The 25925-nt window shown below is 39.8% G+C and carries 18 protein-coding genes and 1 pseudogene; 5 read left to right on the top strand and 14 right to left on the bottom strand.

Annotated features, from left to right (window positions below):
- Positions 1 to 314: 314 nt before the first annotated feature.
- Both ACERCG_RS07570 and ACERCG_RS07565 read left to right on the top strand, forming a co-directional pair.
- Positions 315 to 536, top strand: coding sequence for a DUF1414 domain-containing protein (locus ACERCG_RS07570; protein WP_373611430.1), 222 nt, complete (start codon positions 315 to 317; stop codon positions 534 to 536).
- 5 nt (positions 537 to 541) lie between these two features.
- Positions 542 to 2278, top strand: a complete 1737-nt coding sequence (locus tag ACERCG_RS07565) for a DUF3413 domain-containing protein (RefSeq protein ID WP_373611429.1) — start codon at positions 542 to 544, stop codon at positions 2276 to 2278.
- 148 nt (positions 2279 to 2426) lie between these two features.
- On the opposite strand, the gene ACERCG_RS07560 is transcribed toward ACERCG_RS07565, so the two are convergent.
- From ACERCG_RS07560 to ACERCG_RS07520, 9 genes are all read right to left on the bottom strand, one after another.
- Complete coding sequence (locus ACERCG_RS07560) at positions 2427 to 3605, bottom strand: sugar transporter (RefSeq protein WP_373611428.1); 1179 nt, start codon at positions 3603 to 3605, stop codon at positions 2427 to 2429.
- 65 nt (positions 3606 to 3670) lie between these two features.
- A complete protein-coding gene (locus ACERCG_RS07555) occupies positions 3671 to 4888 on the bottom strand; it encodes an ATP-binding protein (protein WP_373611427.1) in 1218 nt (405 codons plus the stop codon).
- Between the two features lie 204 nt (positions 4889 to 5092).
- A complete protein-coding gene (gene mukB, locus ACERCG_RS07550; RefSeq protein ID WP_373611436.1) occupies positions 5093 to 9523 on the bottom strand; it encodes a chromosome partition protein MukB in 4431 nt (1476 codons plus the stop codon).
- 51 nt (positions 9524 to 9574) lie between these two features.
- Positions 9575 to 10297 (bottom strand): chromosome partition protein MukE, encoded by a 723-nt coding sequence (gene mukE / locus ACERCG_RS07545; protein ID WP_373611426.1) that lies wholly within the window; start codon positions 10295 to 10297, stop codon positions 9575 to 9577.
- A 50-nt stretch (positions 10298 to 10347) separates the two neighbouring features.
- On the bottom strand, positions 10348 to 11691 hold the full coding sequence (mukF, locus tag ACERCG_RS07540; RefSeq protein WP_373611425.1) for a chromosome partition protein MukF: 1344 nt from the start codon (positions 11689 to 11691) through the stop codon (positions 10348 to 10350).
- Positions 11692 to 11836: 145 nt separating this feature from the next.
- The gene (locus ACERCG_RS07535; protein ID WP_373611424.1) at positions 11837 to 12433 is read right to left on the bottom strand and encodes a response regulator; all 597 of its coding nucleotides are present in this window, start codon (positions 12431 to 12433) and stop codon (positions 11837 to 11839) included.
- A gap of 51 nt (positions 12434 to 12484) precedes the next feature.
- Entirely contained in the window at positions 12485 to 14203 is a 1719-nt protein-coding gene (locus ACERCG_RS07530) for a PhnD/SsuA/transferrin family substrate-binding protein (protein WP_373611423.1), read from the bottom strand.
- 498 nt (positions 14204 to 14701) lie between these two features.
- The gene (gene serC, locus ACERCG_RS07525) at positions 14702 to 15784 is read right to left on the bottom strand and encodes a 3-phosphoserine/phosphohydroxythreonine transaminase (RefSeq protein ID WP_373611422.1); all 1083 of its coding nucleotides are present in this window, start codon (positions 15782 to 15784) and stop codon (positions 14702 to 14704) included.
- A gap of 173 nt (positions 15785 to 15957) precedes the next feature.
- Positions 15958 to 17058 (bottom strand): porin, encoded by a 1101-nt coding sequence (locus ACERCG_RS07520; protein ID WP_373611421.1) that lies wholly within the window; start codon positions 17056 to 17058, stop codon positions 15958 to 15960.
- 501 nt (positions 17059 to 17559) lie between these two features.
- On the opposite strand from ACERCG_RS07520, the gene priC reads away from it, so the two are divergent.
- Complete coding sequence (priC, locus tag ACERCG_RS07515) at positions 17560 to 18090, top strand: primosomal replication protein PriC (protein WP_373611420.1); 531 nt, start codon at positions 17560 to 17562, stop codon at positions 18088 to 18090.
- 38 nt (positions 18091 to 18128) lie between these two features.
- Here priC and galU read toward each other — a convergent pair whose 3' ends face one another.
- The 5 genes and pseudogenes from galU to ACERCG_RS07490 all read right to left on the bottom strand — a co-directional run bounded on the left by galU (position 18129) and on the right by ACERCG_RS07490 (position 23929).
- Positions 18129 to 19016, bottom strand: coding sequence for a UTP--glucose-1-phosphate uridylyltransferase GalU (galU, locus tag ACERCG_RS07510; protein ID WP_373611419.1), 888 nt, complete (start codon positions 19014 to 19016; stop codon positions 18129 to 18131).
- Between the two features lie 99 nt (positions 19017 to 19115).
- Positions 19116 to 20371, bottom strand: a pseudogene (locus ACERCG_RS07505) (phosphomannomutase CpsG); the annotation flags it as partial.
- 47 nt (positions 20372 to 20418) lie between these two features.
- Positions 20419 to 20601: a carbon storage regulator CsrA gene (gene csrA, locus ACERCG_RS07500; protein WP_373611418.1), complete on the bottom strand. Its 183-nt coding sequence runs from the start codon at positions 20599 to 20601 to the stop codon at positions 20419 to 20421.
- An 82-nt stretch (positions 20602 to 20683) separates the two neighbouring features.
- A complete protein-coding gene (gene alaS / locus ACERCG_RS07495) occupies positions 20684 to 23308 on the bottom strand; it encodes an alanine--tRNA ligase (protein ID WP_373611417.1) in 2625 nt (874 codons plus the stop codon).
- Positions 23309 to 23503: 195 nt separating this feature from the next.
- The gene (locus ACERCG_RS07490) at positions 23504 to 23929 is read right to left on the bottom strand and encodes a universal stress protein (protein WP_373611416.1); all 426 of its coding nucleotides are present in this window, start codon (positions 23927 to 23929) and stop codon (positions 23504 to 23506) included.
- Between the two features lie 226 nt (positions 23930 to 24155).
- Between ACERCG_RS07490 and ACERCG_RS07485 the strand changes: the two genes are divergently transcribed.
- Positions 24156 to 24929, top strand: a complete 774-nt coding sequence (locus ACERCG_RS07485; protein WP_373611415.1) for an FNR family transcription factor — start codon at positions 24156 to 24158, stop codon at positions 24927 to 24929.
- A gap of 144 nt (positions 24930 to 25073) precedes the next feature.
- Complete coding sequence (locus tag ACERCG_RS07480; RefSeq protein WP_373611414.1) at positions 25074 to 25862, top strand: enoyl-ACP reductase; 789 nt, start codon at positions 25074 to 25076, stop codon at positions 25860 to 25862.
- Positions 25863 to 25925 lie beyond the last annotated feature (63 nt).

Below are 25925 nucleotides of genomic sequence, written 5' to 3'. Positions count from 1 at the left end.
ATCTCCTAGCCTATAATGAACGGTCGTTCATTTTATCTTTTTTTATAAAAAAGGGAAGAAGAAAAATCATCAAAAAAGTGAATAAACACCTTGAAAAATTTAAATTTTTTTGAACAAGCGGTTACAAAAAGCATCGATTTTTGAACATTAGCTTTGCCAACGGTAGCGAAGCTATGATCCCCCCTTAAAAAGGATTGTGAATAAATTTTGCCAAAACTTTGCAAAAATCAGCCAAACAATAAAACCGAATGCTACTTTCCACTCATTTTTATGCTACTATTCACATATTATTTTTATTATTTTATCCATTTGTTATGGCAACAAAATCTAAATATCATACAAAACAATTTGATGCATTATTAGCCGATCTCATTACAACCATTGAACAGCATAAAGCTCCTGTTGATTTATCTTTAATGGCGTTAGGTAATATGGTAACGAATATTTTAAGCGAAAATATTCAAAACCCTACGCAACGTGAAGCCCTCGCAGAAGCATTTGCAGGCGCACTCAAACAATCATTAAAAGCTAAATAACTATTATGTTTAAACGCCTACACGCATTATTGCCAACCAATTCCCGCCAATATCGGGAAGCCACCTCACAAAAAATAACGTGGGGGCATTGGTTTGCACTATTTAACATTGTGCTGGCGTTGCTCATTTCTTCCCGTTATGCCTTCAATGCAGACTGGCCGAATACCCTTGTTGGTAAACTTTACTTTTTTGTCAGCTTATTTGGGCATTTCAGTTTTGTCGTGTTTGCGACTTTTCTGTTAATTTTATTTCCACTTAGTTTTATCATTAAAAATGATCGAACCTATCGAGGGCTTTCGGTGATTCTTGCCACCATCGGGCAAACTGTTTTATTAGTGGATACGGAGGTCTTTAAGCAATTTTCTTTGCATTTATCACCGCTTGTATGGGATTTATTAGTCAATCCTGAAGAAGGTGAACTTACTCGAAAATGGCAGCTGCTATTTGTGCCAATGCCACTTATTTTATTGGCAGAAATGATTTACTCTCGTTGGTGTTGGCAAAAGCTACGTAGCTTTAGTCGCCAAAAATGGGGGAAATATGTTGCGTTATTTTTCTTAGTGAGCTTTACCGCTACTCACTTAATTTATGCGTGGGCAGATATGAATGCCTATCGCCCTATTACCGCCCAAAAAGCGAATTATCCGTTATCACACCCGATGACAGCTCGTAACTTTTTAGAAAAACACGGTTTTATTGATAGAGCGGAATTCGATCAAGAGATTGAAGAAAGTGGGCGTTTAGACACCTTTTTCTTAAATTACCCTAAGGCTTCTTTGGTTGCAACAACGCAATCGAATACTAATATTTTATTAATTAATATCTCGGGCTTATCTAAAGAGATGATTAATGCTGAAAATATGCCTCGCCTCTCTGAAATCAGTCAGCACTCTTACCGTTTTATGAACCACTATAGCAGTGGCGATAGCAATTCGGCAGGTGCGTTAGGCTTATTTTATAGTTTAAGCGGAAAATATTTAGATTCTGTATTGGCAGACAAAACCGTTTCGCCATTAATTCAAATTTTCAGACAATCGAATTACCAGTTAGGGCTTTTCTCTCATAATGGATTTGCTGATCCAATTTATCATCAGGCCATTTTCTCCGGTATTTTATTACCGACAGCTCACAGCAATGTTAGTGCAATTTCACAATGGAAGAGTTGGATTAGTAGCCGTTCGCTAGGTAATCCATTCTTTAGCTATTTAGATTTAAGTTTGCCATCAGCAAGCTCTAATTCCGCTCAACAAAAACTGTTAGATACGCAATTTGCTGAAATTTGGCAGCACTTAACACAAAATGCGTTATTAGGTAATACGTTAGTTATGATCACTTCTGATATTACTAACAATGAAGCAACCAATGAAAATCCGTTTGCTAAGCAACGCATTCAAGTACCAATGCTCTTTTATTGGCAAGGCGAAAGCAAAGAGTATAATTTCCTTTCAAGCCATTTAGATATTATGCCAACGCTATTAAACGGCTTCTTTAAAGTGCAAAATCCGATTAGCGATTATGCACAAGGCATCGATTTAAGCACCCAGAGCCAACGCCTTTGGGTATCTAGCTCTAACCATAAATGGAACGTTGCAGTAATGCCAAATGGCGAGCAGTATCATATTGATCACAAAGGGAATTTCAAACATTTCAATGCTAACGGGGAAATAGAGCAAGGTACTCGCCCACCACTTGCATTATTCTTGCAAATGATCCAACAAAGCAATCAGTTTATTGCGAAATAATACAAGCAAGCGGTCATATTTTCTTTAATTTTTGCAAATTTTTCAGAAAATTTATTCACAATCCTTTGTAAGGATTGCTCACAGCTTCGCTGCCGCAGGCTTTACCAACGTTCAAAAAGCGGTGCTTTTTGTAACCGCTTGTCTTCTATCAACTTACTTTTCTATATTTCAAAGTAATAAAAATAAACCATAAAATCGCAATAAAAGCTAAGCCTCCACCAATAAACCCTATGTTAGCTAACCCTAGCTGATTGATGGTAATTCCGCCCAGTAACGCCCCTGTTCCAATGCCTAAATTATAGGTTCCCGAAAATATCGCTGCGGCGACATCAGTAGCATCAGGGGCAAGCTCAAGCACTTTCATTTGCAGGGCAATGCTCATACCTGTAATGCCTATCCCCCATATAAATGCGAGTGCAAACATCGCAATAGTAGAGCCACTTAGCAATAATAAGCAGAACTGGCTTAGCATAATAATGCCAATGCCAGCTAAAATAAATTTATTTGGTGCTTTGCCATATAATTTGCCAAATAAGAAACTAGCTGTAATACCTGCTAAACCAAATACTAATAAAATCAATGTGGTTGTTTTCGGGCTAATAGCACTGATTTGAACCATAAAGGGTTCAACATAGCTGTAAGCGGTAAAATGACCCGAAACAATCAACATTACTAGTAAGAAAATTCCAACTAGCAACGGGCGTTTAAATAAAATGGGTAAACTTTTAATTGAGCCTGCGTTTTTACTTGGTAAATAAGGCAACAACCGCCAGAGCATTAAAAGGACAATAAAAGCAATAATCCCAATCACACTAAAAGTAGCTCGCCAACCTAAGGCTTGCCCGATCATTCGTCCAAGCGGTAATCCTAAAATCATTGCAAGTGAACTGCCTAGAGCTAACATAGCCAAAGCTTGTCTTTTCTTATCTTTTGGAGCAACCCGAATAACCAATGAAGCCGTAATCGACCAGAAAATAGCGTGGGAGACCGCAATAATGGTACGAGAAATCAATAATACCCAGAAATTCCAAGCCACCACCGATAAAATATGGCTAAGGGTAAAAACGATAAACAGTATAATTAACAACCGCTTTCGCTCCATCTTGGCTGTCAGTAACATTAACGGCAGTGATAATCCAAACACCACCCACGCATAGACGGTGATCATAATCCCCGTGCTTGAGTTTTCCATTTGAAAACTTTGGGCGATATCCGAAAGTAAGGCGATAGGAATAAATTCTGTTGTAATCACAATAAAGGCTGCAAACGCGAGGGTAAATACTCTTAGGAAAGACAATCTCCGCTGAGCTTTTCGGGCAAGTTTCATAATTATAAATCCGAGAAAAAGGAAAAAGGAAAACCCAAAAGCCGAAATAGCTTTTGGGTCAAAAATTATAATGCTTTTTGTTCAAGTAACCAATCTAATATATTTTTCTTTTGAATACCATTGTAGTTAGCATTTGGCTGGATAGTATCCATTGTTAAAAGATATTTTGGATATTGATCGCTAATAGCTTGTAAAGGGCGAAGTTCCCTTTCTAACGTTTCTGAAGAAAGTGTTGTTTCACTGACTTGGTAATATTCATAATTTCCAACCTCCGTTACTACAACAAAATCCACTTCAAATTTATCAATGTTACCAACGTAAACTTTTGAATAGCGGCGGCGTAACTCAAGATAAACGAGATTTTCAATTAAATGCACAAAATCTTCTTGATGATCGGGCAATAACAAATTCCGGAACCCTAAATCGACTACATAATACTTTTCCAAACGTTGAAGCAAGACTCTACCTTTTACATCAAAGCGAGGCACCGCATAAAATAGCAAGCTATCCGTTAATGCTTGTAAATAATTTTCCAAACTGGTGTGTGATAAAGTAACTTGCTGGCTCGCTAATGTATTGCGGATTTTATTGGTTGAAATCAAACTACCAATGCTACTGAGCAATGTTCTCACAATTCGCTCAATAACTGAGGGATTAGGATTACCAATTCTCGGTACAATATCATTGAGCAAAATAGAATGATAAATCCCTCTTAAATACTCCACCCGCTCAACATAACTTTCTGTTTGGAGCAAATAAGGGAAAGCACTAAATAGATATTCGTTAAACAGTCTACCTACATTTGCTACATTGCTACTTTCAACGCCTTGCAGATATTCTTGGAAAGAAAGCGGTAGTACTTCAATTTCAACATAGCGACCTGTCAAATTTGTAGCAAGTTCACTGCTCATAAAATAAGCGTTTGAGCCAGTTAAGTAGAGATCGACATTAGGCTTGATAAATAAACTATCTGCAACCAGTTCAAATTTTTCAACTTGTTGAATCTCATCAAGAAAAATATAATGCTTCTGCTCATCTCTCAATCTTTCCGTAATATATTGATTCAATAAGCGAAAATCTCTCAAATCATAAAAACTCAGATCTTCAAAATTAACCGAAATAATATGATCTTCCGCCACACCTTGAGCTATTAACTCATTTTTAAATAGCTGAAAGAGAACAGATTTTCCTGCACGTCGAACACCGCTCACCACTTTGATGATGTTTTTATCTTTATGTCGTCTTAAAAACGCTAAATAATCGGGCCTAGAAACTAATTTCATTTTATTCACCTCTGTTTCTAGTGTAATTCAAAATTAATTTATTTTCAAATTTTATAAAATAATCAAGTTAAATCATATAAATTTTCAAAAATTTAAAAATAAGTTAAAAATATTTAAGCTATTTTTAGTTTTCCAAGAATAAAAGATTGCTAGTATTTCTACTAACAATCTTTTAATAATACTGATTATGGCATTTTTTTCCGATTACTTGCCAAACCCTTTCAAACCAACAACATGTACATACTCTTGGTTATTGGTAATCTTACGCACCAATTTATAGGTTGTACCACGTTCTGGGCTGATGTTTTCAGGAGCTGCAATTAATAACTGCATATCTAAACGTTCGCAGAGTTCAAATAACGTATTAATTGAGGTTGCATCTAGTCGAGCCGCTTCATCAAGGAATAGTAAACGAGCTGGCAGAATATCTTTCGCACGCATACGGCGAGCTTCTTCTTCCCAGCTTTGTACTACCATCAAGAGAATGGACATACCTGTACCGATTGCTTCCCCTGTTGATAATGCACTACTTTCTGCACGCATCCAGCCGTCTGCCCCACGGAAGGTTTCCACCTCTAAATCTAAGTAGTTGCGGTAATCCAATAACTCTTCACCGATAGTTTGCGGTGTGCGTTGCCCCATTTCAATATGTGGGTTTACACGTTTATAGAGCATTGCTAATGCTTCAGAGAAACTGAGTTTTTGACTGTCGAATAAGTCTTTGTGTTCCTCACGATTATTGGATAATGCATTGAGTAAAATAGCGTGAGTATCACGAATATTTACCACTAAACGCACCCCTTTTACCTGACCAAAGGCAATATTTTGTAAGCCTTGGTTGAGTTGGAGAATACGCTGCTGCTCACGCTGGATTGTTTTGCGTAAGATGTTTGCCACACTTTCCGCACTAATCGCCAATTTTTTCTCACGGCTGGTTAATTCATTGGTTAAGCGTGAAAGCTCAATTTCCATCTGTTCAATCGCATCAATCGGATCGTCCGTTTTGATGATGTCTTGGCGAATACGTTCACGCAAGTGCTGGTAAACCGCAATAAAGAATGCCACTTTATTTTCTGGTTTACGACTATCTTCCGACGCTCTTAAACTATCACGCAAGTATTCATTATCTGCCACTGCCGTACGCAATGCACCTAATGCTTTATCCGAAATTGAACGTAACTCTTCCGCAGATTGATAGGATAACTCACGGCGATTTAAACGTTTTTCTACATCACTATTGCGAGATAAACGCTGAACAATACACCAACTTGCTTTTGCTTGTACCACCAATTCACGTTGAGTATGGTAATCACGCTCGGCTTTGCGTAAGGTGCGGTTGAGGTTATCCATTTCCGCTTCAATCACGGCAATTTGCTTGTCTAAATAACCTTTGCGAGATCGTTGTTGGCTTAGGCGTTGTTGCAATTCATCACGGCGGAATCTTGCACGCTCTTCGGCATTTACATCACCACGCACACCTAAATCATCAATTTCACGAATTAACTCTTGTAACATTTGGTTTTTCGCATCGTAAGAGCTGCGTAAACCTGTTAGAACTTGGTTATATTGAGATAATTGAGCCTGTGCTTGACGAAGTTGATCTCGAGCCTGCTCTCGCTCACGCTGTGCGTTTTCTAAACGTTGGCGTAACTGTTCAGTGAGTGCTGAACCTTCCGTACCTACAGTTTCTTCATAGCTAAAGTGTAAACGGCGGTTCATTACATCCGCCAAGCTAAACACTTTTTGCTGTAAGATTTTTTGTTCTGCAACAGAACGGCTGTAATCCGCCTCAAGCTGTTCAAATAATGCAGGATCGCTCTTCAAGGCTGTGGCGATCGGCTCTAATTGAGTTAATGTTGAACCAAATTGGCGAATAAACATTTCATCTTCTTCCGCCACTTCTAGCTGTTCACGGCACTCTTCTGCTCTTTCAGCTAAGGTCTCGTCTGCTAACAAGTTTGCAAGCGGTAGAATTTTGTTCAACATTTGCAACTGGGCTTTTACGCTTTCTAATTGATGGCGTAATTGTTGTTCATTACCGCTTGATTGTGCTAATTCACGCTCAATCTCCGCACGCTCTGCTGCAATTTCTTGCATCAGATCTTCGGGATTATCTTGGAATACTAAGTTTAAGTGCGTACCCACAAATTGGCTTAAATATTGATGTAAACGTTGGCATTTCTGCACATCAAAAGCACGTTCTGCGTGTTTTTCTGCCGTTTCATCACGCTCTGCTTTAAGCGTTTCTAAATGTTTTTCACGAGCAGCACGACCAAACAACGGCACTTCAGGGAATTTCGAGTAACGCCATTGACGGTCAGATACTTTCACCACCACACCATCGCCTAGCTCTTCAGTACTGAATACTGCATCATCGAAAGCTGAAGGATCGCCCTCAATTAAATAGAGATCCGTTGGGCAGTCATCTAATTTTTCAAGCTGTGCTTTAACTGCTTCTAAATCACGCACCACGATTGCGTGGCGAGCTTCGCCATATAATGCCGAGAAATAAGGAGCATCTTCAATCGACACATCATCATAAAGCTCTGATAATAAAACACCGCCAAAACGTTCGGCTAATTGATTTAAACGAGCATCTTCCGATCCATCTGGTTGGCTTAAGCGGTTGATTTGCTCATCAAGCAACTGCTCTTTACGAGCAAGCTCATCACGAGCAAGGGTAGCTTCACGCTCTTTGCTCAGCATATTTTGCATAAACTGCATTACCGCTTTGCTTGACTCAAATTTTTCGCCACATTGCTCTTCTAAACGAACAAGGGCTGATTGTGCCGTATGCCAAGCAGGGGCATTTTTCGCTAACTGCTGATATTGTTGATTAAGCTGTTCACGCTGTTGGCGTTGGGTTGAACGTTGTTCTACAAAGTCCGAAAGCTCGGCTTCCAAATCTTCTAAGCGAGCTTGCTGCTCTTCAAAATAGGCGTCCAATTCTTCCGCTGAATTGAGCTGCTGTTGCGATTTTTGATTAAATTCCGCCACTAAACGCTGGGCATTTTGCTGTTGTTGCAAACGCTGTTCTAAATCGTTAAGTTTTTGGCGTAAACTCACCGCTTGTTGAGCCTGCATTTTCTGTTCTGGGAATGCTGAAAGCAACGAACGAGCCTCTTCCCACGCTTGCAAGCGGTCAATTTCGCCCGAAATTTTGCAAACTAGCTCAAAGGCTTTTTCAAACTGGGTTTTCGCCATATCTGATACGCTTAAACGCTGTTCAAGCTCAAACACTTTATCGGTAAGATCTTCAGCTTGAGCAGCAAATTCAGCGTGGTAATCTTCAATATTATTGAGATCTAAATTCGCTAAACCTGTGAGCTGTTTCGCCTTCTCTAACGCATTTACCGCTTGTTGGTATTGCAATGCTCGAGTTTGCTGTGCATCTAACGCCTGCTGGTAATCCGCCATTTGTGAACGCAATTCTTCAACGTGGTCGTCTGCTTCATCTGCACGAGCTTGGGCATTTTCTGCCATTTCAGCAATTTCTTCTAAAGCTTCTTGTTGCTCTTCAAGTTTAATGTTCAGCTCTTCCACTTCATCTTGATAGCGTTCAATTTTTTCTTGATGACGCAACGCATTCATCACTAAATTTAGATGATCGTTCGCACTATTATATTCGCTTTCTAGCGACTGCTCTGCCTCTGCAATGTCGGCACTTTCACGGCTGAATTCAACAAAACGTTGCTGTTCAACCACAATTTTCGATTTCGCCGCATACCACTCTTTACGCTGCTCTAACGCTGCCTGCACATTGCCACGACGCTCATTAGCATTACGCATATAATCTGCCGACACATAGTTGGTCGATTCAGTAATCAAGCGTTTGAACATATCACGATCAGATTGAGTAACCTTGATCGCTTCTAACGTCATTCGGTTTTCATGCAATGCCGATTCCATATCTTGGAACGCTTGGCGAACACCTGTATTTTCTGGCAATAAATAATCACGTAATGATTTGGTAATTACGCTTGAAATACCACCGTAAAGTGAGGCTTCAATTAATTTATAGAATTTGCTTCTGTCTGCTGATGAACGAAGGCGTTTTGGGATCACACCCAAGTCAAACATAAAGCTGTGGTAATCGGTAATTGAATGATATTGTTTAAATTGAACTTCTGTGCCTTCAAATTTATCTTTCAGATCATTTAATGGCAACACACGAGCCTTATCACCCACTTGTTCCGTTAAAAGGCTGATAATGCTCTGTTCTTGTGGAATGTTTTGCAGTGAGAACGAGCGGATATCCACTTTCTTATCACGCCCAACAACTTGCTGTAAACGCACACCAGTAATAATACGTTGCCCACGAGAGTTTAACGATTCCAACACCGCATAACAGACACCCGCTTTTAATTTACCGTATAAACCTTTATCACGAGAGCCAGCAGTTGAACCTGCTTCCGTTGTATTACGGAAGTTCAGTAAGGTTAAATCCGGAATTAATGCCGTAACAAAACCCGCCATTGTGGTGGATTTACCTGCTCCGTTACCTCCAGAAAGGGTGGTAACTAGATCATCTAAATCAAAGGTACGAGCAAAAAAACCGTTCCAGTTGATTAAGGTTAAAGAGAGGAATTTACCGCGTTGTACACCTTCGTGGCGTGACATCATTGGAATTGGCATATTTGCTTGTTCCACTGTGTTTTGTGTTAATTCAATGTTTTCCATTCTTTATTATTCCTCATCAGCCTGTTCAACGTCTTCCACTTCATCTGCAATATTTTCATCAATTTCAACCGCTTGTTCTTTTAATAATTCAGGCTTGGTGGCTTCACCCTCTCGAATTAAGCGAAGTTGAGCTTCTCTTGGATCATCGCCTGTGCGTACATCAGCCCCAAAGCGGAATACCGATTCTGAAATCACAAATTTCTTGCTGTTTTGTTCCCCTACACGGGTAATAATGCGAATGCGAGCTAGACGACGTAATGCACCACCTACTTTTTCCGCTAACTTGGCACGGTCTAAGTCTGAGCCTGTTGAACGTGGGTTTACCGCTTTTAATAATTTACTTTCATCAGTAAGGCTTAATAGCTCTTCATACACATCATCTTGGCTGAAAATACCTTGCTGAGCTAAACGCTCTGGGCTTAAATAGAGATAACATAATACTTTCCCCACCAACATTTCCATTTCAGACATTGCCGAACGAGCAATCAGCGTTGAGGCTTTCGGGCGTAGGTAGAAAAAGCCTTCAGGTGCTCGAATCAGCTCAACGTGGTAACGGCGATAAAAGCTCTCCAACTCCAGTTGGAAATCCATCAAAAAGGCGTGTTGATCAAGTTGTTCAGTATTGATATGACACCCTGCACGCAGTTGGCTGTCCAACTCTGGAAAAATGGGGTTTGCAATGGCGAGTGCCAATTTTGGCGAAATCACATCTTGGATATTGTCTGTCATCTTCTATTCTCTTTTAAATTTGTAAAATTCTACACAAAAACGACCGCTTGTTACTTGTTGTATTGGTCGATTACATTCGCTTGCACTTCTGCACCCTGTTCATTAATCGGTTGCCATTGTGGGTAAACCGCTTGGCTATCTTGGCTTGCCATACCTAATTTCACCGCCTGATCGACAATAATGCGAGCCACATCAAAATGGCGAGACTCTGGGAAGCGAGCCAGCTGTTCACGCAAGATAATACCTAAATCTATCGGTTTGCCTTCCGCACGGAATGGGGCTAAATGAGCCTGCATCGCAGAAACAATCTGTTCTTGCACATCAGAAAGGGATTCGTACTCTAATTCGCTTGGTAACTCACCCACTGATTCTGCTTCATTTAACATCGCCTCATCATCACGCAAATCAAGCAATGAATCCGCCTTAGCAGTGTAAAGAAACCAAGGATTGTTGTAATAATCTTGGATAGATTGACGTAAACGCTGCCCAAACACACGGTTTTTATCCATATCAATCGCTGTCCGGATAAATTTATGGACGTGGCGATCGTAACCGATCCAAAGATCGATTGCCTGTTGTCCCCAACTAATAATACGGTCTAATTTATTCTGTAAATTCACAATCAGCTGGTCGATAAAATCTAAATCATCACGAGCAAGCAAGCAGCTTTGAATACGTAATAATTGAGCTTGTAACTTATCGCCTGCGGCATTCAGCGTGTCTTGCAACTCACGCAGATTACCTGAGGTTTCATCTAATAACTGTTCACAACTTATAATCGCTTCGTGCCAGTTTTGGCTTAAAAGCTCTGCAATTCGCTCACGAATTTGATGCTGATTTTCGTCCATAATGCGTTGTGAAAGATCAATACTGTCAAAAATTTCTGCCACCGAATATTTAAGTGGTGCATACACATTATTTCGCCAAAAACGCTCATCTTTCGCCTCTGCCGTTCCTTCTTCAGCTGACACCGAAGCACGCTGAATTTCATCCGCCACAATAGAAAGCTGAATAGAAAGGCGAAGTGTGGAAAATTCACGCTGGCGAACATAATAGTTTGAAATGCCTACTCCTAACGGCGTTACACGATAAATCGCTAATCCTTCGGTAAATTCACTACTAAAGCGATTTAACAAACGCTGTCTAACTAAATCATTAATCGCATTATTTGCACGCTGAGTAAAGGTTGCATCAGGCTGCTCAAACGAATTTGAAACATAACGGAAAAGATCAACAAGATCGCTTTCTAACAATTCGCCATCTGTCTGTTCTTGGTTATAGATAGAAATTGCAAGTAAGAAAGCTAAACGGTCGGAAGAAAGCGAAAGCGAAAATTCACGATCTTTCGTCCACGAAATGAGTTCTGGAATAGTTTGTGCCAATTTGTTTTGCATAATGGCTTATCTTTGGTTTGTGTATAAATTAGAAAAATAGTGGTTATTGTAACTGAATGTCAGGGAAATGGGAATGGAAGGATAAAATACAAGCGGTTATTTTTGTAAAATACCCGACCATACCATTTTTATTCCCTACAAGCGGTCAAATTTCCCCGATTTTTTGCAACTGCCCGATCTTTTGCACTAACCCCGCCAAACTCTCCGCTGCCATTTTCTCCATCACGCTTGCCCGATGGACTTCCACCGTACGGACGGAAATCGCCAATCGGTCGGCGATCTGTTTGTTGGTGATACCTTGCATAATCAACGGCACAAGATTGCGTTCTTTTTTGGTAAGTTTGGCATAATTTCGCCTAATTTCGTGAATTTTCACCGCTTGTTCGCTCACCACTTCCGCCTGAGCAATGACCTGTTTTAACTGCTCGAACGAAACCGGTTTTTCTAGAAAATCGACCGCCCCGTTTTTCAGTTCTCGTACCGCCATCGGCACATCACCGTGAGCGGTCATAATCACCACAGCAAGGGTGGACTTCGCTTCTCGCAGTTTTTGATGAACCTGCTGACCATCTAAATAGGGCATACGAATATCCAGCAACAGCACGCCTTTTTGGTGTAAATCAGCCTGTGCCAAAAAATCGAGACTGTTCTGCCAAGTGTGGAGTTCCAAGCCCAACGGGGCAAGCAGGAAAGCCATTGCGTCTAACAGCGGTTCTTCATCGTCAAGAATATGAATTTGCATTTTTTCTCCGTAGGGTGCGTTTGCTAACGCACCATCAAAATACATTTGTTATTAACTTGGTAGGGTTAAAATCACTTTCGCCCCTCGCTCCCCATTCGCCAATTCAATCGACCCGCCGAGCGACTGCATCAGCCTTTGGCACAGCACCAAGCCTAAGCCCATCCCCTGTGGTTTATCGGTGCGAAACGGGACGAACGGGAAATCAAGTTGGGTTTGGGAAAAACCACCGGCATCGTCCTCAATAGTGATGTTTATCTCATTTTCAACCGCTTGTAACCGAACAGCAATCGTTGTGGCTCCCTCTTGCAGGGCATTAAGCAGGCAATTTGTCATCACCTGCTCCAACGCCGTTGCATTCAAATTAAGCGAAAAAGAGCAGTCGGCAATCAGCCAAATCTTGGCATTTTGGCGATTCTCCACGCTGATAAACTCGATCACTTTTGCAATTAATTCATTCAAAACCACCGCTTGCAACTCACTGCTTGGACGGCTTTTCGCCCAATCCCGAATGGTTTGCATTGTCTGAGTAGAGCGATCCACCTGTGCAATCAGCTTCTCCAAAATCCGCTGTTGATAGCTGTCTTGGCTCTGGCTTTTCAGCCCTTCGGCGTACATTCTAATTGCCGACAACGGCTGTTTCAACTCGTGGGCAAAGCCGGTCGTCATCTCGCCCAACAGCGTGAGCCGATCCGCTCGGGTCAGCTCCTGCTGATACTGCTGCATTTTACGATGAGCGGTATTTAACGCCTTACTTTTGCGATAGACCTGATAGCGTAACGCCGCAAAATTCAGCAGAATAAATACCAGCACCGCCAACAGCCCGAATTTATTTAGCACGATCCAATCCTGCACCGTTGCCCATAGGCTTTTTTGCTGTGGGTGGCGATAAAGTTCCCGCAAAATCTGATCCGCCTGTGCAGAGGAAAATGGCGGTGTCCAACGGGGCAAATCCGCCCGTTCGCTCTGCAATAGTTGAGTGGCAAGCTCTACTGCCAAACGATTCGAGACACTCGGCATCGCCGCCAGTGACCAGTTCGGCAAAAGCTCGGTGCTACTTTCACAGGCGATTGAGCTTGGCTGCGGCGACAGCAAGCGGAAATCCGAACGGACAAATTTACCCTCAGCCACTAACTCTTCCAGCAAACAGACCGGCACAATCGCCGCTTCCACTGTTTTATCCGCCAACAACTGCAACGCCTGCTCCACCGGAAAACCGCTAAACCGCACCGAAAAATCCCGCTGAGGCTGCATTCCAAGCTGATAAAAACGATGCAAGCCGAGCAGATAACCGCCAAAAGCGTGATTATCCACCGCACTAATCGTCTGATTTTTCAGATCCGCCAACTGCTGATAACCACTCTCCGCCCGTACCCAAATACTGCTGCCCACCGCCCCCTGCTCTGCATTCGCCGAATAAGGGCTGTTCAGCGTTGCCAACCAACGCACATTTTGAGCATTCAAATAGAAAAATTGGGCTTGGTTAGTCAGCAGAAAATCCAGCTCTGAATGCCGATTTGCCTCGTTCAACCCAAGCGGCACCAACTCAAATTGCTCATTCGGAAGCTGCTCATTCAACCAATCAACCCACGGCTGCCAATGCGTGCGAGTGTAGGCTTCTCCTCGTTGGGCAAGAATACCGATGTGATAGGTGGATGCCCAGATGTTGTGGGATAGAAAGAGAAGAAATATTAGGGCAATATGAGCTAAACCGTCTTTTAAGGATGGAGATTTCATCATTAATTGGATTAATGTGTAAGGAACAAATTTCACTAGAGAATCCTCCCTCAAAAATTTGAATTGCTTATTAATAAATTACTCAAGAAATTATACTTTTCTGTCATATATGCAGATTTACCCTGAACAGTTAAAGTCATTCTTAAATCAGGGAAGATGTTAAGGGTGGTTATTTTATAGTGTGAGTCTGCATATAGTTTTCAATATAGAGACTGTTATAAAATTAAGTAGAGCTATGATAATGGTCGGTTCTGAGAGAGTAAAGGGCATTCAGTATATCACTTACATAAAGTAATTATATTACTAGAGAAAATTGCACCAGAAAAACTTAGTAATACTATAAAATCGTTACAATTTACACATCTTATATCTGTTTATGAGATTCCGTTTTTTAGGTTTAACCAGGAGAAAAATATAGCAATGAATCATAGGGGCAATTCACTTAAGATTTTCTTATGAGCATCTAAAATCTGTTTTTTGTCCATTTAATAAAACAAACTACAAGAGCCACAAATGTGGCTCTTCTGCTTTTTACTAGGTATTACGTTGTTCAAATACTTTCATAAATTCAATCAATGCTTTCACTCCCTCAATCGGCATTGCGTTATAAATTGAAGCACGCATACCACCTAATACTTTGTGCCCTTTCAAGGCTTGTAAGCCACAAGCGGTCGCCTCACTTACAAATTTTGCATTTAACTCATCATTGCCTGTGGTAAAGGTAACATTCATCAGCGAGCGGTTTTCTTTTGCAACCGTGTTGTAATAGAATGTTGAGCTATCTAAATAATCATACAATAGCGATGCTTTCGCTAAGTTACGCTCTTCAGTTGCTTCTAATCCACCCTCTGCCAATAAGTGTTTGAATACTAATGAACACAAATACCACGCAAATGTTGGTGGCGTATTAATCATTGAATCCGCATCACGCTGAATCGCATAATTCCAAATAGATGGGGTGTCTTTACGTGCCTTACCTATTAAATCATCACGAATAATAACAATCGTAATCCCTGCTGGCCCTAGGTTTTTCTGCGCACCGGCATAGATTATGCCAAACTTACTGATATCAATGCCACGGGATAGAATATTTGATGACATATCCGCTACTAGTGGCGTGTTACCCACATTAGGAATATCAAAAATTTCCACACCACTAATGGTTTCGTTTGTGCAGTAATGTACATAGTCGTATTGTTCGCTAATATCGCTAAAATCTAAACGATTTACTTTTAATTGTGGTTCGGTCTCTAAAATATTAATTTCATCAATTTCAGCAAAATGACGAGCTTCTTTCGCAGCAGTTGCCGACCAATGCCCTGAGTTTAAATAAAGTGCTTTGCCTTTTTTGCCAATCAAGTTCATTGGAATAGCAGCAAATTGCCCTCTCGCTCCACCTTGCAAAAAGAGAATATGGTAATTTTCTGGCACATTATAAAGTTTACGTAAATCCGCTTCAGATTGAGCCGCCAATTCCATAAACAATTTACCTCGATGGCTGACTTCCATTACCGAAGTGCCTTGATCTAACCAATTTAATAATTCTTGTTGTGCTTTTTCTAACACTTTTTTCGGCATCATTGCCGGCCCTGCACTGAAGTTATAAACCTCTGTCATTTTTCACCTCTTGTATTAAAAATAGTGATTATATTCTATCCGAAAAATAGGGAAATGATAGAGAGATTAGGAAATTATTTTACTCAGCAAGCGGTTATATTTTCTGAAAAATTTGCAAAATAAAACCCCTAGCACAATTGCTAGGGGTTATAGCATTATTCGTAATCTATAGATTACCAGTATACACGCATACCTACACCGATAGCTTTATCAGTTGTTCTACCATTGTAAGTATAACCTTCACCTGTTGCATTTTTGTCGAAACCTTTAGTACGAATATATTTACCTTCAACAAAAGCTACAACCTGTTTGTGGAATTTATAATCAACACCAAGTAAGAAACCGTGAGTTTTTTCTTTATTCACATCTTTGATGCTTGCGCGCTCATATAAGTAGTTACCATATACTTTAGACGCTGGAACTACTTGGTAAGCAAAGCCTGGAGAAACATAGAATGCGTTACCTTTCTCACCTAATTTTTTCTCATGACGATAACCACCATCAACACTTAATGTTAAATCACCTGCTGTATAACCAACAGATGCTAACACACCATCTTTACGGTTTTTATCATCACCATTTTGCGTTTTAAAGCTTGAGTGACCATAAGCCGCACGTAAATCCCAGTTATCTACTGTATATAATGCACCTACACCAAAAGCATTTTGAAGTTCATCTACTAATACTTCACCATTAGCATCGCGCTTTTGAGCAAAAGCATAGTGAGCACTTAATTGTAGGTTTTCGATACCATTGTAGTCATAACGTACCACTTGGCTAGCCGCATCTACGATGTAATCACCTTTAGGGTTAATACCGTACTCATAGTCTACAGATTGGCTTAGATCATCAGCAATTGTTACTTGACGACCAAATGTTACCTGACCATATTGCTTGCTGCCTAAACCAACATAAGCACGTTTTGCATATGCACTACCGAATCCATCTTCTGAAGGTAGATCGTTGCCATCTTTGTCAAATTTGTCAACTTTGTCAAAACGAACTTCTACACGACCTAATGCATAGAAATCTTCTGCCAATTGATGTCTAGCTGTAACACCAATACGAGTTCCTGCATTACGAATACCAGTGTGGGTACGTTTTTTCTCTGTGATAGTACCAAGGCTATTTTTTGTTTCAGAGTTAGCTCTTTCAACAACCATACGGATAGAACCGTCGATATCTACTTTTGAACCTTCAGCATCATAAACTGTTACCGCAGATGCTGACGCTGCGAATGCTGTTACTGCTAATGCAACTAATGTTTTTTTCATAATTTTCACCTTAGATTTTATATGTTGTATAATAGTAATTGCCCTCATTAAGGTGTAAGAGCAATACTCCAAATCACAATGTATCAGCTATAATGCCTAACACTGTTTTCACGAGCATAATTGCAAAAACAAAAGTTGTTGTCAATAGTTTAAACACCATCCGCGCGCCCTAAAATACCTATAAAAATCAATTAGTTACATATTTACTGTTTCATTTGGAGAATTTTACATTTCTTTACCACAGATTTAAAACAGACATAACCCATTGAAAATAAAATACTTTTAAACAATTAACTCAATAAATTATTAAATTTGGAAAAAGTTCATTTATTTTGTGACATAGATCACAATTTTAGGATTTTTTTACAAAATAAGATTATTTTTAACCTGAATATTACAAAAAATAGCAAAATATAGACCGCTTATAATCCCTGTAACTTTGTTTTTCTGATAGATTTATATAAAATAAAACTGCTTCTAAATTATTAATTACGAAATTGAATGATGCAAAAACACCGTTTCCTTACTCAAATGAAGCTAAATTTAGCTGATTTAGCTCCATTTTCTGAAAATAAAATCAATGTCAGCTCGACCTATTTTTCTAAGCAATCTGGATTAGTAAAATTCTTTGTCGCCGAAATTGAGAAAACAGCAGAGCAATTACTTACTCAAGAAGATGTTCCATATAGTGAGTTTTATGCTGAAAAGCTGATTAAACAGTTTGATACACTTAATAGTGCAATTAATAAAGCCCAACAACAAAAAAAGAATACGGTTCAATTTCAATCTTCTTTTCAATTTTCTACAAATATTCACACACTTTCACCGAATAAACGTCTACAAGAATATCGTAAAGCATTGCGAGCCTTAAATGAGAAAATGAGTTGGTTAATGGAACAGAATTATAACGATGAAAATGAAGCATTAAAGCAAGAATTGCAAAATCAAATTCTGGAAACAGAATATCGTAAAGATAAATGTATGAAGGCGATTGAAGATTTGGAGCAAGAGCTGTTATTTAAACAAAAATAGACACCACAAATAGTGTCTATTTTCCTCACAAATTTTAGCTATAACGATTTTGCTAACTCTTTAATAAATGCCTTAAACTCTTTTCCACATTTATCGTGGTTTAAACTATATTCTACAAAGGCTTTCATATAGCCTACTTTATCGCCACAGTCGAATGAGCGACCTGTCATATTAAAAGCTTCAACCGTTTCTTGGTGAATAAGCATATCAATTGCATCAGTAAGCTGAATTTCATCGCCTACACCCACAGGTGTTTTTTCCAACAAGTCCCAAATATTGGCGGAGAATACATAACGCCCCACAACTGCAAGATTTGAAGGAGCTTCTTCCACACTCGGCTTTTCTACTATTTTTGCAATTGGTGCTGAGCCACCTAATGGAATATCAACCCCATTGCAGTCTGCCACACCGTAGCTACTTACATTTTCCATTGGTACAGGGGCAACCATAATTTGGCTATGTCCTGTTTCTTTAAAGCGTTTAACCATTGCTGCAAGGTTTTCTGTTTTTTGATTAGCAGTAAAATCTCCAAGCAGCACATCTGGCAATACTACTGCAAAAGCTTCATTACCTACTACTGCTCTGCCACACAAAACGGCGTGTCCTAAGCCTTTCGCCTGCCCTTGACGAACGTGAATTAAGCGTACATCTTTCGGAATAATAGAACGAACTTCATCTAATAATTGGCGTTTAACACGTTTTTCAAGCATTGTTTCAAGCTCAAAAGAAGTATCAAAGTGGTTTTCGATAGCATTTTTTGAAGAGTGTGTTACCAACACAATTTCTTTGAACCCTGCTGCTACACATTCATTAATGATATATTGAATTAAGGGTTTGTCTGCAAGGGTAAGCATTTCTTTAGGAATAGCTTTTGTTGCGGGTAACATACGAGTACCAAGACCAGCAACGGGGATAATCACTTTCATTTGAAATCCTTATAATATGTGAAGTTTTATTGAAAATAGACCGCTTGTAGTATATCGCAAGCGGTCATCTTTTTTCATTTTTTTACAAAATTTTAAGCATTATTGGCGTAATAAGGCTAAAATTTCATCAGTTTTTTTGTTTCATTAGGGCTTTGTCGCCACGAGTTTCTAAATTTAAGCGAACCACAGGTTCGGTATTAGAACTGCGTAAATTGAAACGCCAGTTGTCAAATTCAACACTAATGCCGTCTAAAGTTTCTACTTTTCCGTCTTTGTAAGCTTCTTTTACTCGGGCAATTGAGGCCTGTGCATCAGTTAATTTACTGTTGATTTTGCCCGGTGATGGGAATTTATCTAAACGCTCGCCAACTAATTCACTAAGCGATTTACCTGTAGTGCATAATAGCTCTAAGGTTAATAGCCAAGGGATCATACCGCTGTCGCAATAGAAGAAATCACGGAAGTAGTGGTGTGCAGACATTTCGCCGCCATAAATCGCATCAACTTCACGCATTTTCTCTTTAATAAATGAATGCCCAGATTTAGACATTACAGGCTCGCCACCTGCTTCACGCACAAGCTCTTCTGTGTTCCAAATTAAGCGAGGATCGTAGGTGATATTCGCCCCTTTATTTTTAGCTAAGAACGCTTGAGACAATAAGCCGACAACATAATAACCTTCAATAAAACCACCTTTTTCATCAAAGAAGAAACAGCGGTCAAAGTCGCCATCAAAGGCAATACCAATATCCGCCTTATTTTCTAAAACGGCTTTAATGGAATCTTCACGGTTCTCGTGCAAAATTGGGTTAGGAATACCATTTGGGAAATTGCCGTCTGGATTATTATGGACTTTAATAAATTCCACTGGCACTTGTTGGGCTTTGAATTGGGCTTCAATCGCATCAATGATTTGTCCTGCTGCCCCATTGCCCGAATTAATGACTAATTTTTTAGCTGTGAGCTTAGTTAAATCAATGTAGGAAAGCAAATGTTCAACATAATCGCCTTGCACCGATTTTTGTGTGTATTTGCCACGTTTTTCAACCGCCGGAAAATTATTCTCCTCAGCTAAACGTTGAATATCGGCTAAGCCTGTATCAGCACTAATTGGACGGGAGCCTTCACGGACTAATTTCATACCGTTATAATCCATCGGGTTATGGCTTGCCGTTACTTGAATTCCGCCATCGGTTTTTAAGAAAGAAGTCGCAAAATAAACCTCTTCTGTACCAGTTAAACCTAAGTCGATAACATCAACACCTGAATCCAATAATCCGTTTGTAACTGTACTTTTCAGCTCGTTACTGGTTAAACGAATATCTCCCACCTACTACGATTGATTTTAGCTTTAAAACAAGTGAGTTTCCCATAGTATGTTCCTTGTGAGGTTAATGAATAATTAGAATTTCCCCTCTTCTGTTGAGGCTTTAATCCTTTCATAGATCTCTTGACGGTGTACTGAGATTTCTTTTGGTGCATTCACACCTAGTTTCACTTGGTTTCCTCGAATGTTAAGCACCGAAATCTCAACATTGTCTCCTACGAGTAAAACCTCCCCAATTTTGCGAGTTAGAATAAGCATAATTGTCTCCTTGACCGGGTTAAAAAACTCTATTGCTAACATAGAGTAAAATTTCAAAGGCGAGCCTAGCCCGCCTTTATTATTAAAGTTTTGTAGTAATGAATTCTTGTGCTAACGCAAGAGCTTGCGGAATATTTTGTGGTTCAGAACCACCTGCCATAGCCATATCCGGGCGACCACCGCCTTTTCCGCCAACAGCTGTCGCCATTAAACCAACTAATTCACCCGCATTTAGCTTTGTCGTTAAATCTTTAGTTACCCCCACAATAAGGCTTACCTTACCTTCGGTTTCAGTCGCAAAGGCAATCACGCCTGAACCAAGTTGATTTTTCAAATCGTCCACCATTGTGCGGAGTGCTTTGCTATCTACATTATCCAGTTTTTCAATGATGACATTCACACCATTAATCTGTTTTGCCGATTTTGCCAATTCTCCGCCCGCTTGTGCAGCTTGTTTTTCTTTAAGGCTTTGAAGCTCTTTCTCCGCTTTTTTCGCTTTCTCTTGCAATTGCTGGATTTTCTCTACAATTGAGGCTTGATCTGCTTTTAAAAGATCAGCAATTTGGTTTAGCACCTGTTGCTGGCTGTGTAATAATTCAATTGCTTTTCCGCCTGTTACCGCCTCTACACGGCGAATACCTGCGGCGACTGCCCCTTCAGAGACAAATTTAAATAAGCCAATGTCGCCCGTTTGTCTAACGTGGATACCACCACATAGCTCGATTGAGAATGGCCCCATTTCAACTACACGAACCACATCGCCATATTTCTCGCCAAACAGAGCCATTGCTCCTTTTTCTTTGGCTTGTTCAATACCCATTGTTTCAATTTGAACTTGGATATTTTCACGGATTTTCGCGTTCACAATACGCTCAATTTCTTCTAAATCTGCTTTTGCAATAGCTTCCGGTTGAGAGAAGTCAAAACGCAAGCTATCTTCAGACACTAAAGAACCTTTTTGGGCAACGTGGTCACCTAATACTTGGCGAAGTGCTGCGTGCAGTAAATGGGTTGCACTGTGGTTTGATGTGATTGCCTGACGGCGTTCAACATTAACGAGGGCTGAAACTACATCACCAATGGCTAAAACACCTCCATTTAATTGCCCGATATGCCCCCAAACTTGACCATATTTTTGGGTGTCATTGACTTGGAATAACCCTAATGGTGAACTAATTTCACCAGCATCACCTATTTGACCGCCTGATTCAGCATAGAATGGCGTTTGGTCTAAAATCACAACTGCATTATCGCCGGACTCAATTTTCTCAACCGCAACACCATTACAGAATAAGCCTACGACTTTCGCATTAAATGCTGTTTGCTCATAGCCTAAAAACTTGGTTTGGCCTTCCCCTTTAATTACATTATTGTAATCTACACCAAAATTGCTGCTGGCTTTTGCACGCTCACGCTGTGCCGTCATTTCTGCTTCAAAACCTTGTTCATCAATCACAATGTTTCGCTCACGGCAAACATCAGCAGTCAAATCAAGCGGAAAGCCGTAAGTATCGTAAAGTTTAAAGGCTACATCGCCGGAAAGTGTGTTGTTTTCCACTTTCGCTAAAGCATCTTCTAATAAGTTCAAACCACGCTCTAATGTACGGGCAAATTGCTCTTCTTCTGCTTTTAATGTTTTCTGAATAAGAGCTTGCTTTTGTGCAACAATTTCACCAGCTGCTCCCATCACTTTCGCCAATGTCGGCACTAATTGATAGAAAAATGCTGATTTTGCACCGAGTAGGTTTCCGTGTCGAACAGCACGGCGAATAATGCGACGTAGCACATAACCACGACCTTCGTTAGATGGCATAACGCCATCAGCAACTAAATATGAACAAGCACGAATGTGGTCTGCCACAACACGCAGTGATTTATTATCTAAATCTTGTACATTTAATAAATTTGCTGTTTCTTTAATGAGGGTTTGGAAAATATCGGTTTCATAGTTAGAGTTTACGTGTTGCATTACCGCCGTCATACGCTCTAAGCCCATACCTGTATCAACAGATGGTTTTGGTAATTTTTCCATTGTGCCGTCTGCTAAACGGTTGAACTGCATAAATACGATATTCCAAACCTCGATATAACGGTCGCCATCTTCTTCAGGGCTACCCGGTAATCCCCCCCAATGCTCAGGACCATGATCGTAGAAAATCTCTGTGCAAGGTCCGCAAGGCCCTGTGTCGCCCATTGCCCAGAAGTTATCCGAGGCATAAGGGGCACCTTTATTATCGCCAATACGAATAATATGATCAGCAGGTACTCCTACTTCTTGATGCCAAATATCGTAGGCTTCATCATCAGTTTTATAAACCGTAACGTATAATTTTTCTTTTGGTAAACCTAGCCATTGTGGTGATGTTAAATATTCCCAGCCAAATTTAATCGCATCTTGTTTGAAATAATCGCCAAAGCTGAAATTCCCCATCATCTCAAAGAAAGTATGATGACGAGCGGTATAGCCTACATTTTCTAAGTCATTATGTTTACCGCCTGCACGCACACAACGTTGAGCAGTAGTTGCTCGAGTGTAAGGGCGTTTTTCCAAACCGAGAAAAACGTCTTTGAATTGGTTCATACCCGCATTCGTAAATAGTAATGTCGGGTCATTTTCAGGCACAAGTGAACTGCTTGGAACAATGGTATGTCCTTTTGTTTGGAAAAACTCTAAAAATGATTGTCTGATTTCTGATGTTGTTTTCATTAAAAATACTCTTTTGAAAATAGAAGTTAAACATTGAACTGCCTTCTATTTTACACATTTTTTATGCCATATTGTTAGTTTAGTTCAGCTTATTTGTTAGATAATGAAAAGATTTTTGTAAAATTTTGCTAAAAAATAACCGCTTGCAGAGCAAACCACTCCGCAAGCGGTTTATTTTGTTTAAAAAATTACAAATTACTCTTCTGATAATGGTACAACAAGCATATCAATTGTAATATTATTCATTACTTGACGTGTTGAAGACATAAATTTACTCCAAAAATCTTGATGATGGCCTGTAATCAATAAATCTACGTTATTTTTTTCTACCGCTTCTTGTAGCACTTGGCTGAAATCGCCTGTACCATTTAAGCAATCAGAAACAGGATAATCCACTTTTGCTGCTAACTCTGCTAATGCAGTGCTGGTTTCCGCAGCGGCACTATCTTGCACTGAAGACATATTAATATCAATTAGCCCTGTATATAAGTCAGAGAAATTAACATCAACGTGAATAAGTGAAAGTTTAGCACCACATTGTGCGGCTAATCCTGCACCTTTACGCACTAGCACCAAACTTTCTTCTGAAAGATCAACTGCCACTAAAATATGTTTATACATAATAATCTCCTTATTTAGACTTATCTTAATGGTTTAGGGCATACTAACACAGCCTGAAAAATAAAAACTTGAAGTAGATCGCAAAAATGGAAATTTATTATTATTTTTTCTACTCCTTTTGAAGTATTAATTTTTTTGCCTATACTTTGCTTCATTAAAATTTAATGGTAAACTTTGTTCTAAATCAAATTTAGAAATATTTTTCTAATCTTCTAAGGTTGAATAGATGAAAATTGTCTCAGAATTAAAACCCTCAGGACGCCACGCTTGTACAATCCATTGCCAGAATTGTAGCATTAGCCAGCTATGTTTACCCTTTACACTAAATGAAACAGAGCTAACACAGCTTGATAATATTATTGAGCGTAAAAAGCCTGTTCAAAAATCACAAGTGATTTTTAAATCTGGCGATGAGCTACGTTCTCTTTATGCTATTCGTTCTGGTACATTAAAAGCCTATACGTTAAGTGAGAGTGGTGAAGAGCAAATTACAGGCTTTCATCTACCTGGTGATTTAATTGGTTTTGATGCTATTACCAATATGCAACACGAAGGTTATGCTCAAGCATTAGAAACTTCGATGATTTGCGAAATTCCCTTTGATATTTTAGATGACCTCGCAGGTAAAATGCCGAAAATCCGTCATCAAATTATGCGTTTAATGAGTAATGAAATTAAGAGCGACCAAGAAATGATTTTATTGCTCTCTAAAATGAATGCAGAAGAAAAATTAGCTGCTTTCTTATATAACCTTTCCCAACGTTATTCCGCTCGAGGCTTTTCAGCAAAAGAGTTTAGATTAACAATGACTCGTGGCGATATCGGCAACTATTTAGGGCTTACCATTGAAACCATCAGCCGCCTACTTGGGCGTTTCCAGAAAAGCGGTATGATTTCCGTACAAGGCAAATATATTCATATTAACCGTATGGAAGAATTAGCCGAATTAACAGGGGCAATTAAGCCACAACAAAATATTATTGCTCAAACTACTGCATAACTTCTCTCAAAATCCCTTCTTTGATGAACAATCAAGAAGGGATTTCTGATCCGATGAGCCATCAACTCTATTTGCCCGTACTCTCTATATCCGCTATAATCGACACAATTTTGACCCCGATTAATACAAATAGAGGAATTTTTTATGGGTATCTTAACTGGCAAACGTATTTTAGTTACAGGTTTAGCAAGTAATCGTTCAATCGCTTACGGTATTGCAAATGCAATGAAACAACAAGGTGCAGAATTAGCATTCACCTACTTAAACGATAAATTAAAACCGCGTGTTGAAGAGTTTGCCAAAGAATTTGGTTCAGAAATTATACTTCCGTTAGATGTAGCAACCGATGAAAGCATTACTGAGTGTTTTACTGAATTAAGCAAACACTGGGAGAAATTTGACGGTTTTGTTCACGCTATCGCATTTGCACCGGGCGACCAATTAGACGGCGATTATGTGAATGCCGCAACCCGTGAAGGTTATCGTATTGCACACGACATCAGTGCTTACAGCTTCGTCGCAATGGCTCAAGCTGCTCGCCCGTTCTTAAATGAAAATGCCGCTCTTTTAACCTTAAGCTACTTAGGTGCAGAGCGTGCAATCCCTAACTACAATGTAATGTGCTTAGCCAAAGCCTCTTTAGAAGCTGCAACCCGTGTAATGGCAGCCGATTTAGGTAAAGAAGGTATTCGTGTAAATGCGATTTCAGCCGGTCCGATCCGTACATTAGCAGCATCAGGCATTAAAAACTTCAAGAAAATGCTTGCTGCATTTGAAAAAACTGCTGCTCTACGTCGCACCGTGACTATTGATGATGTAGGTAACTCTGCTGCTTTCTTATGCTCGGATTTAGCGTCAGGCGTAACAGGCGAAGTGTTACACGTTGATGCCGGTTTCAGCGTAATGGCAATGGGCGAATTAGGTGATGATTAAAACGATTAATTAATAGAAAAAACGGACTTAATTCTTAAGTCCGTTTTTTCTACATTTATTAGT

The organism is Mannheimia sp. E30BD, assembly GCF_041807785.1.
Lineage (GTDB): Bacteria > Pseudomonadota > Gammaproteobacteria > Enterobacterales > Pasteurellaceae > Mannheimia.
Note: the sequence above shows the minus strand (reverse complement) of the source record. Positions and strands in the feature narration are given on the sequence as shown.

Bases quoted from the DNA above. Each gene is read 5' to 3' on its own strand.
- ACERCG_RS07570 (WP_373611430.1), top strand. From the start codon at position 315: ATGGCAACAAAATCTAAATATCATACAAAACAATTTGATGCATTATTA.
- ACERCG_RS07565 (WP_373611429.1), top strand. From the start codon at position 542: ATGTTTAAACGCCTACACGCATTATTGCCAACCAATTCCCGCCAATAT.
- ACERCG_RS07560 (WP_373611428.1), bottom strand. From the start codon at position 3,605: ATGAAACTTGCCCGAAAAGCTCAGCGGAGATTGTCTTTCCTAAGAGTA.
- ACERCG_RS07555 (WP_373611427.1), bottom strand. From the start codon at position 4,888: ATGAAATTAGTTTCTAGGCCCGATTATTTAGCGTTTTTAAGACGACAT.
- mukB (WP_373611436.1), bottom strand. From the start codon at position 9,523: ATGCCAATTCCAATGATGTCACGCCACGAAGGTGTACAACGCGGTAAA.
- mukE (WP_373611426.1), bottom strand. From the start codon at position 10,297: ATGACAGACAATATCCAAGATGTGATTTCGCCAAAATTGGCACTCGCC.
- mukF (WP_373611425.1), bottom strand. From the start codon at position 11,691: ATGCAAAACAAATTGGCACAAACTATTCCAGAACTCATTTCGTGGACG.
- ACERCG_RS07535 (WP_373611424.1), bottom strand. From the start codon at position 12,433: ATGCAAATTCATATTCTTGACGATGAAGAACCGCTGTTAGACGCAATG.
- serC (WP_373611422.1), bottom strand. From the start codon at position 15,784: ATGACAGAGGTTTATAACTTCAGTGCAGGGCCGGCAATGATGCCGAAA.
- ACERCG_RS07520 (WP_373611421.1), bottom strand. From the start codon at position 17,058: ATGAAAAAAACATTAGTTGCATTAGCAGTAACAGCATTCGCAGCGTCA.
- priC (WP_373611420.1), top strand. From the start codon at position 17,560: ATGATGCAAAAACACCGTTTCCTTACTCAAATGAAGCTAAATTTAGCT.
- galU (WP_373611419.1), bottom strand. From the start codon at position 19,016: ATGAAAGTGATTATCCCCGTTGCTGGTCTTGGTACTCGTATGTTACCC.
- csrA (WP_373611418.1), bottom strand. From the start codon at position 20,601: ATGCTTATTCTAACTCGCAAAATTGGGGAGGTTTTACTCGTAGGAGAC.
- alaS (WP_373611417.1), bottom strand. From the start codon at position 23,308: ATGAAAACAACATCAGAAATCAGACAATCATTTTTAGAGTTTTTCCAA.
- ACERCG_RS07490 (WP_373611416.1), bottom strand. From the start codon at position 23,929: ATGTATAAACATATTTTAGTGGCAGTTGATCTTTCAGAAGAAAGTTTG.
- ACERCG_RS07485 (WP_373611415.1), top strand. From the start codon at position 24,156: ATGAAAATTGTCTCAGAATTAAAACCCTCAGGACGCCACGCTTGTACA.
- ACERCG_RS07480 (WP_373611414.1), top strand. From the start codon at position 25,074: ATGGGTATCTTAACTGGCAAACGTATTTTAGTTACAGGTTTAGCAAGT.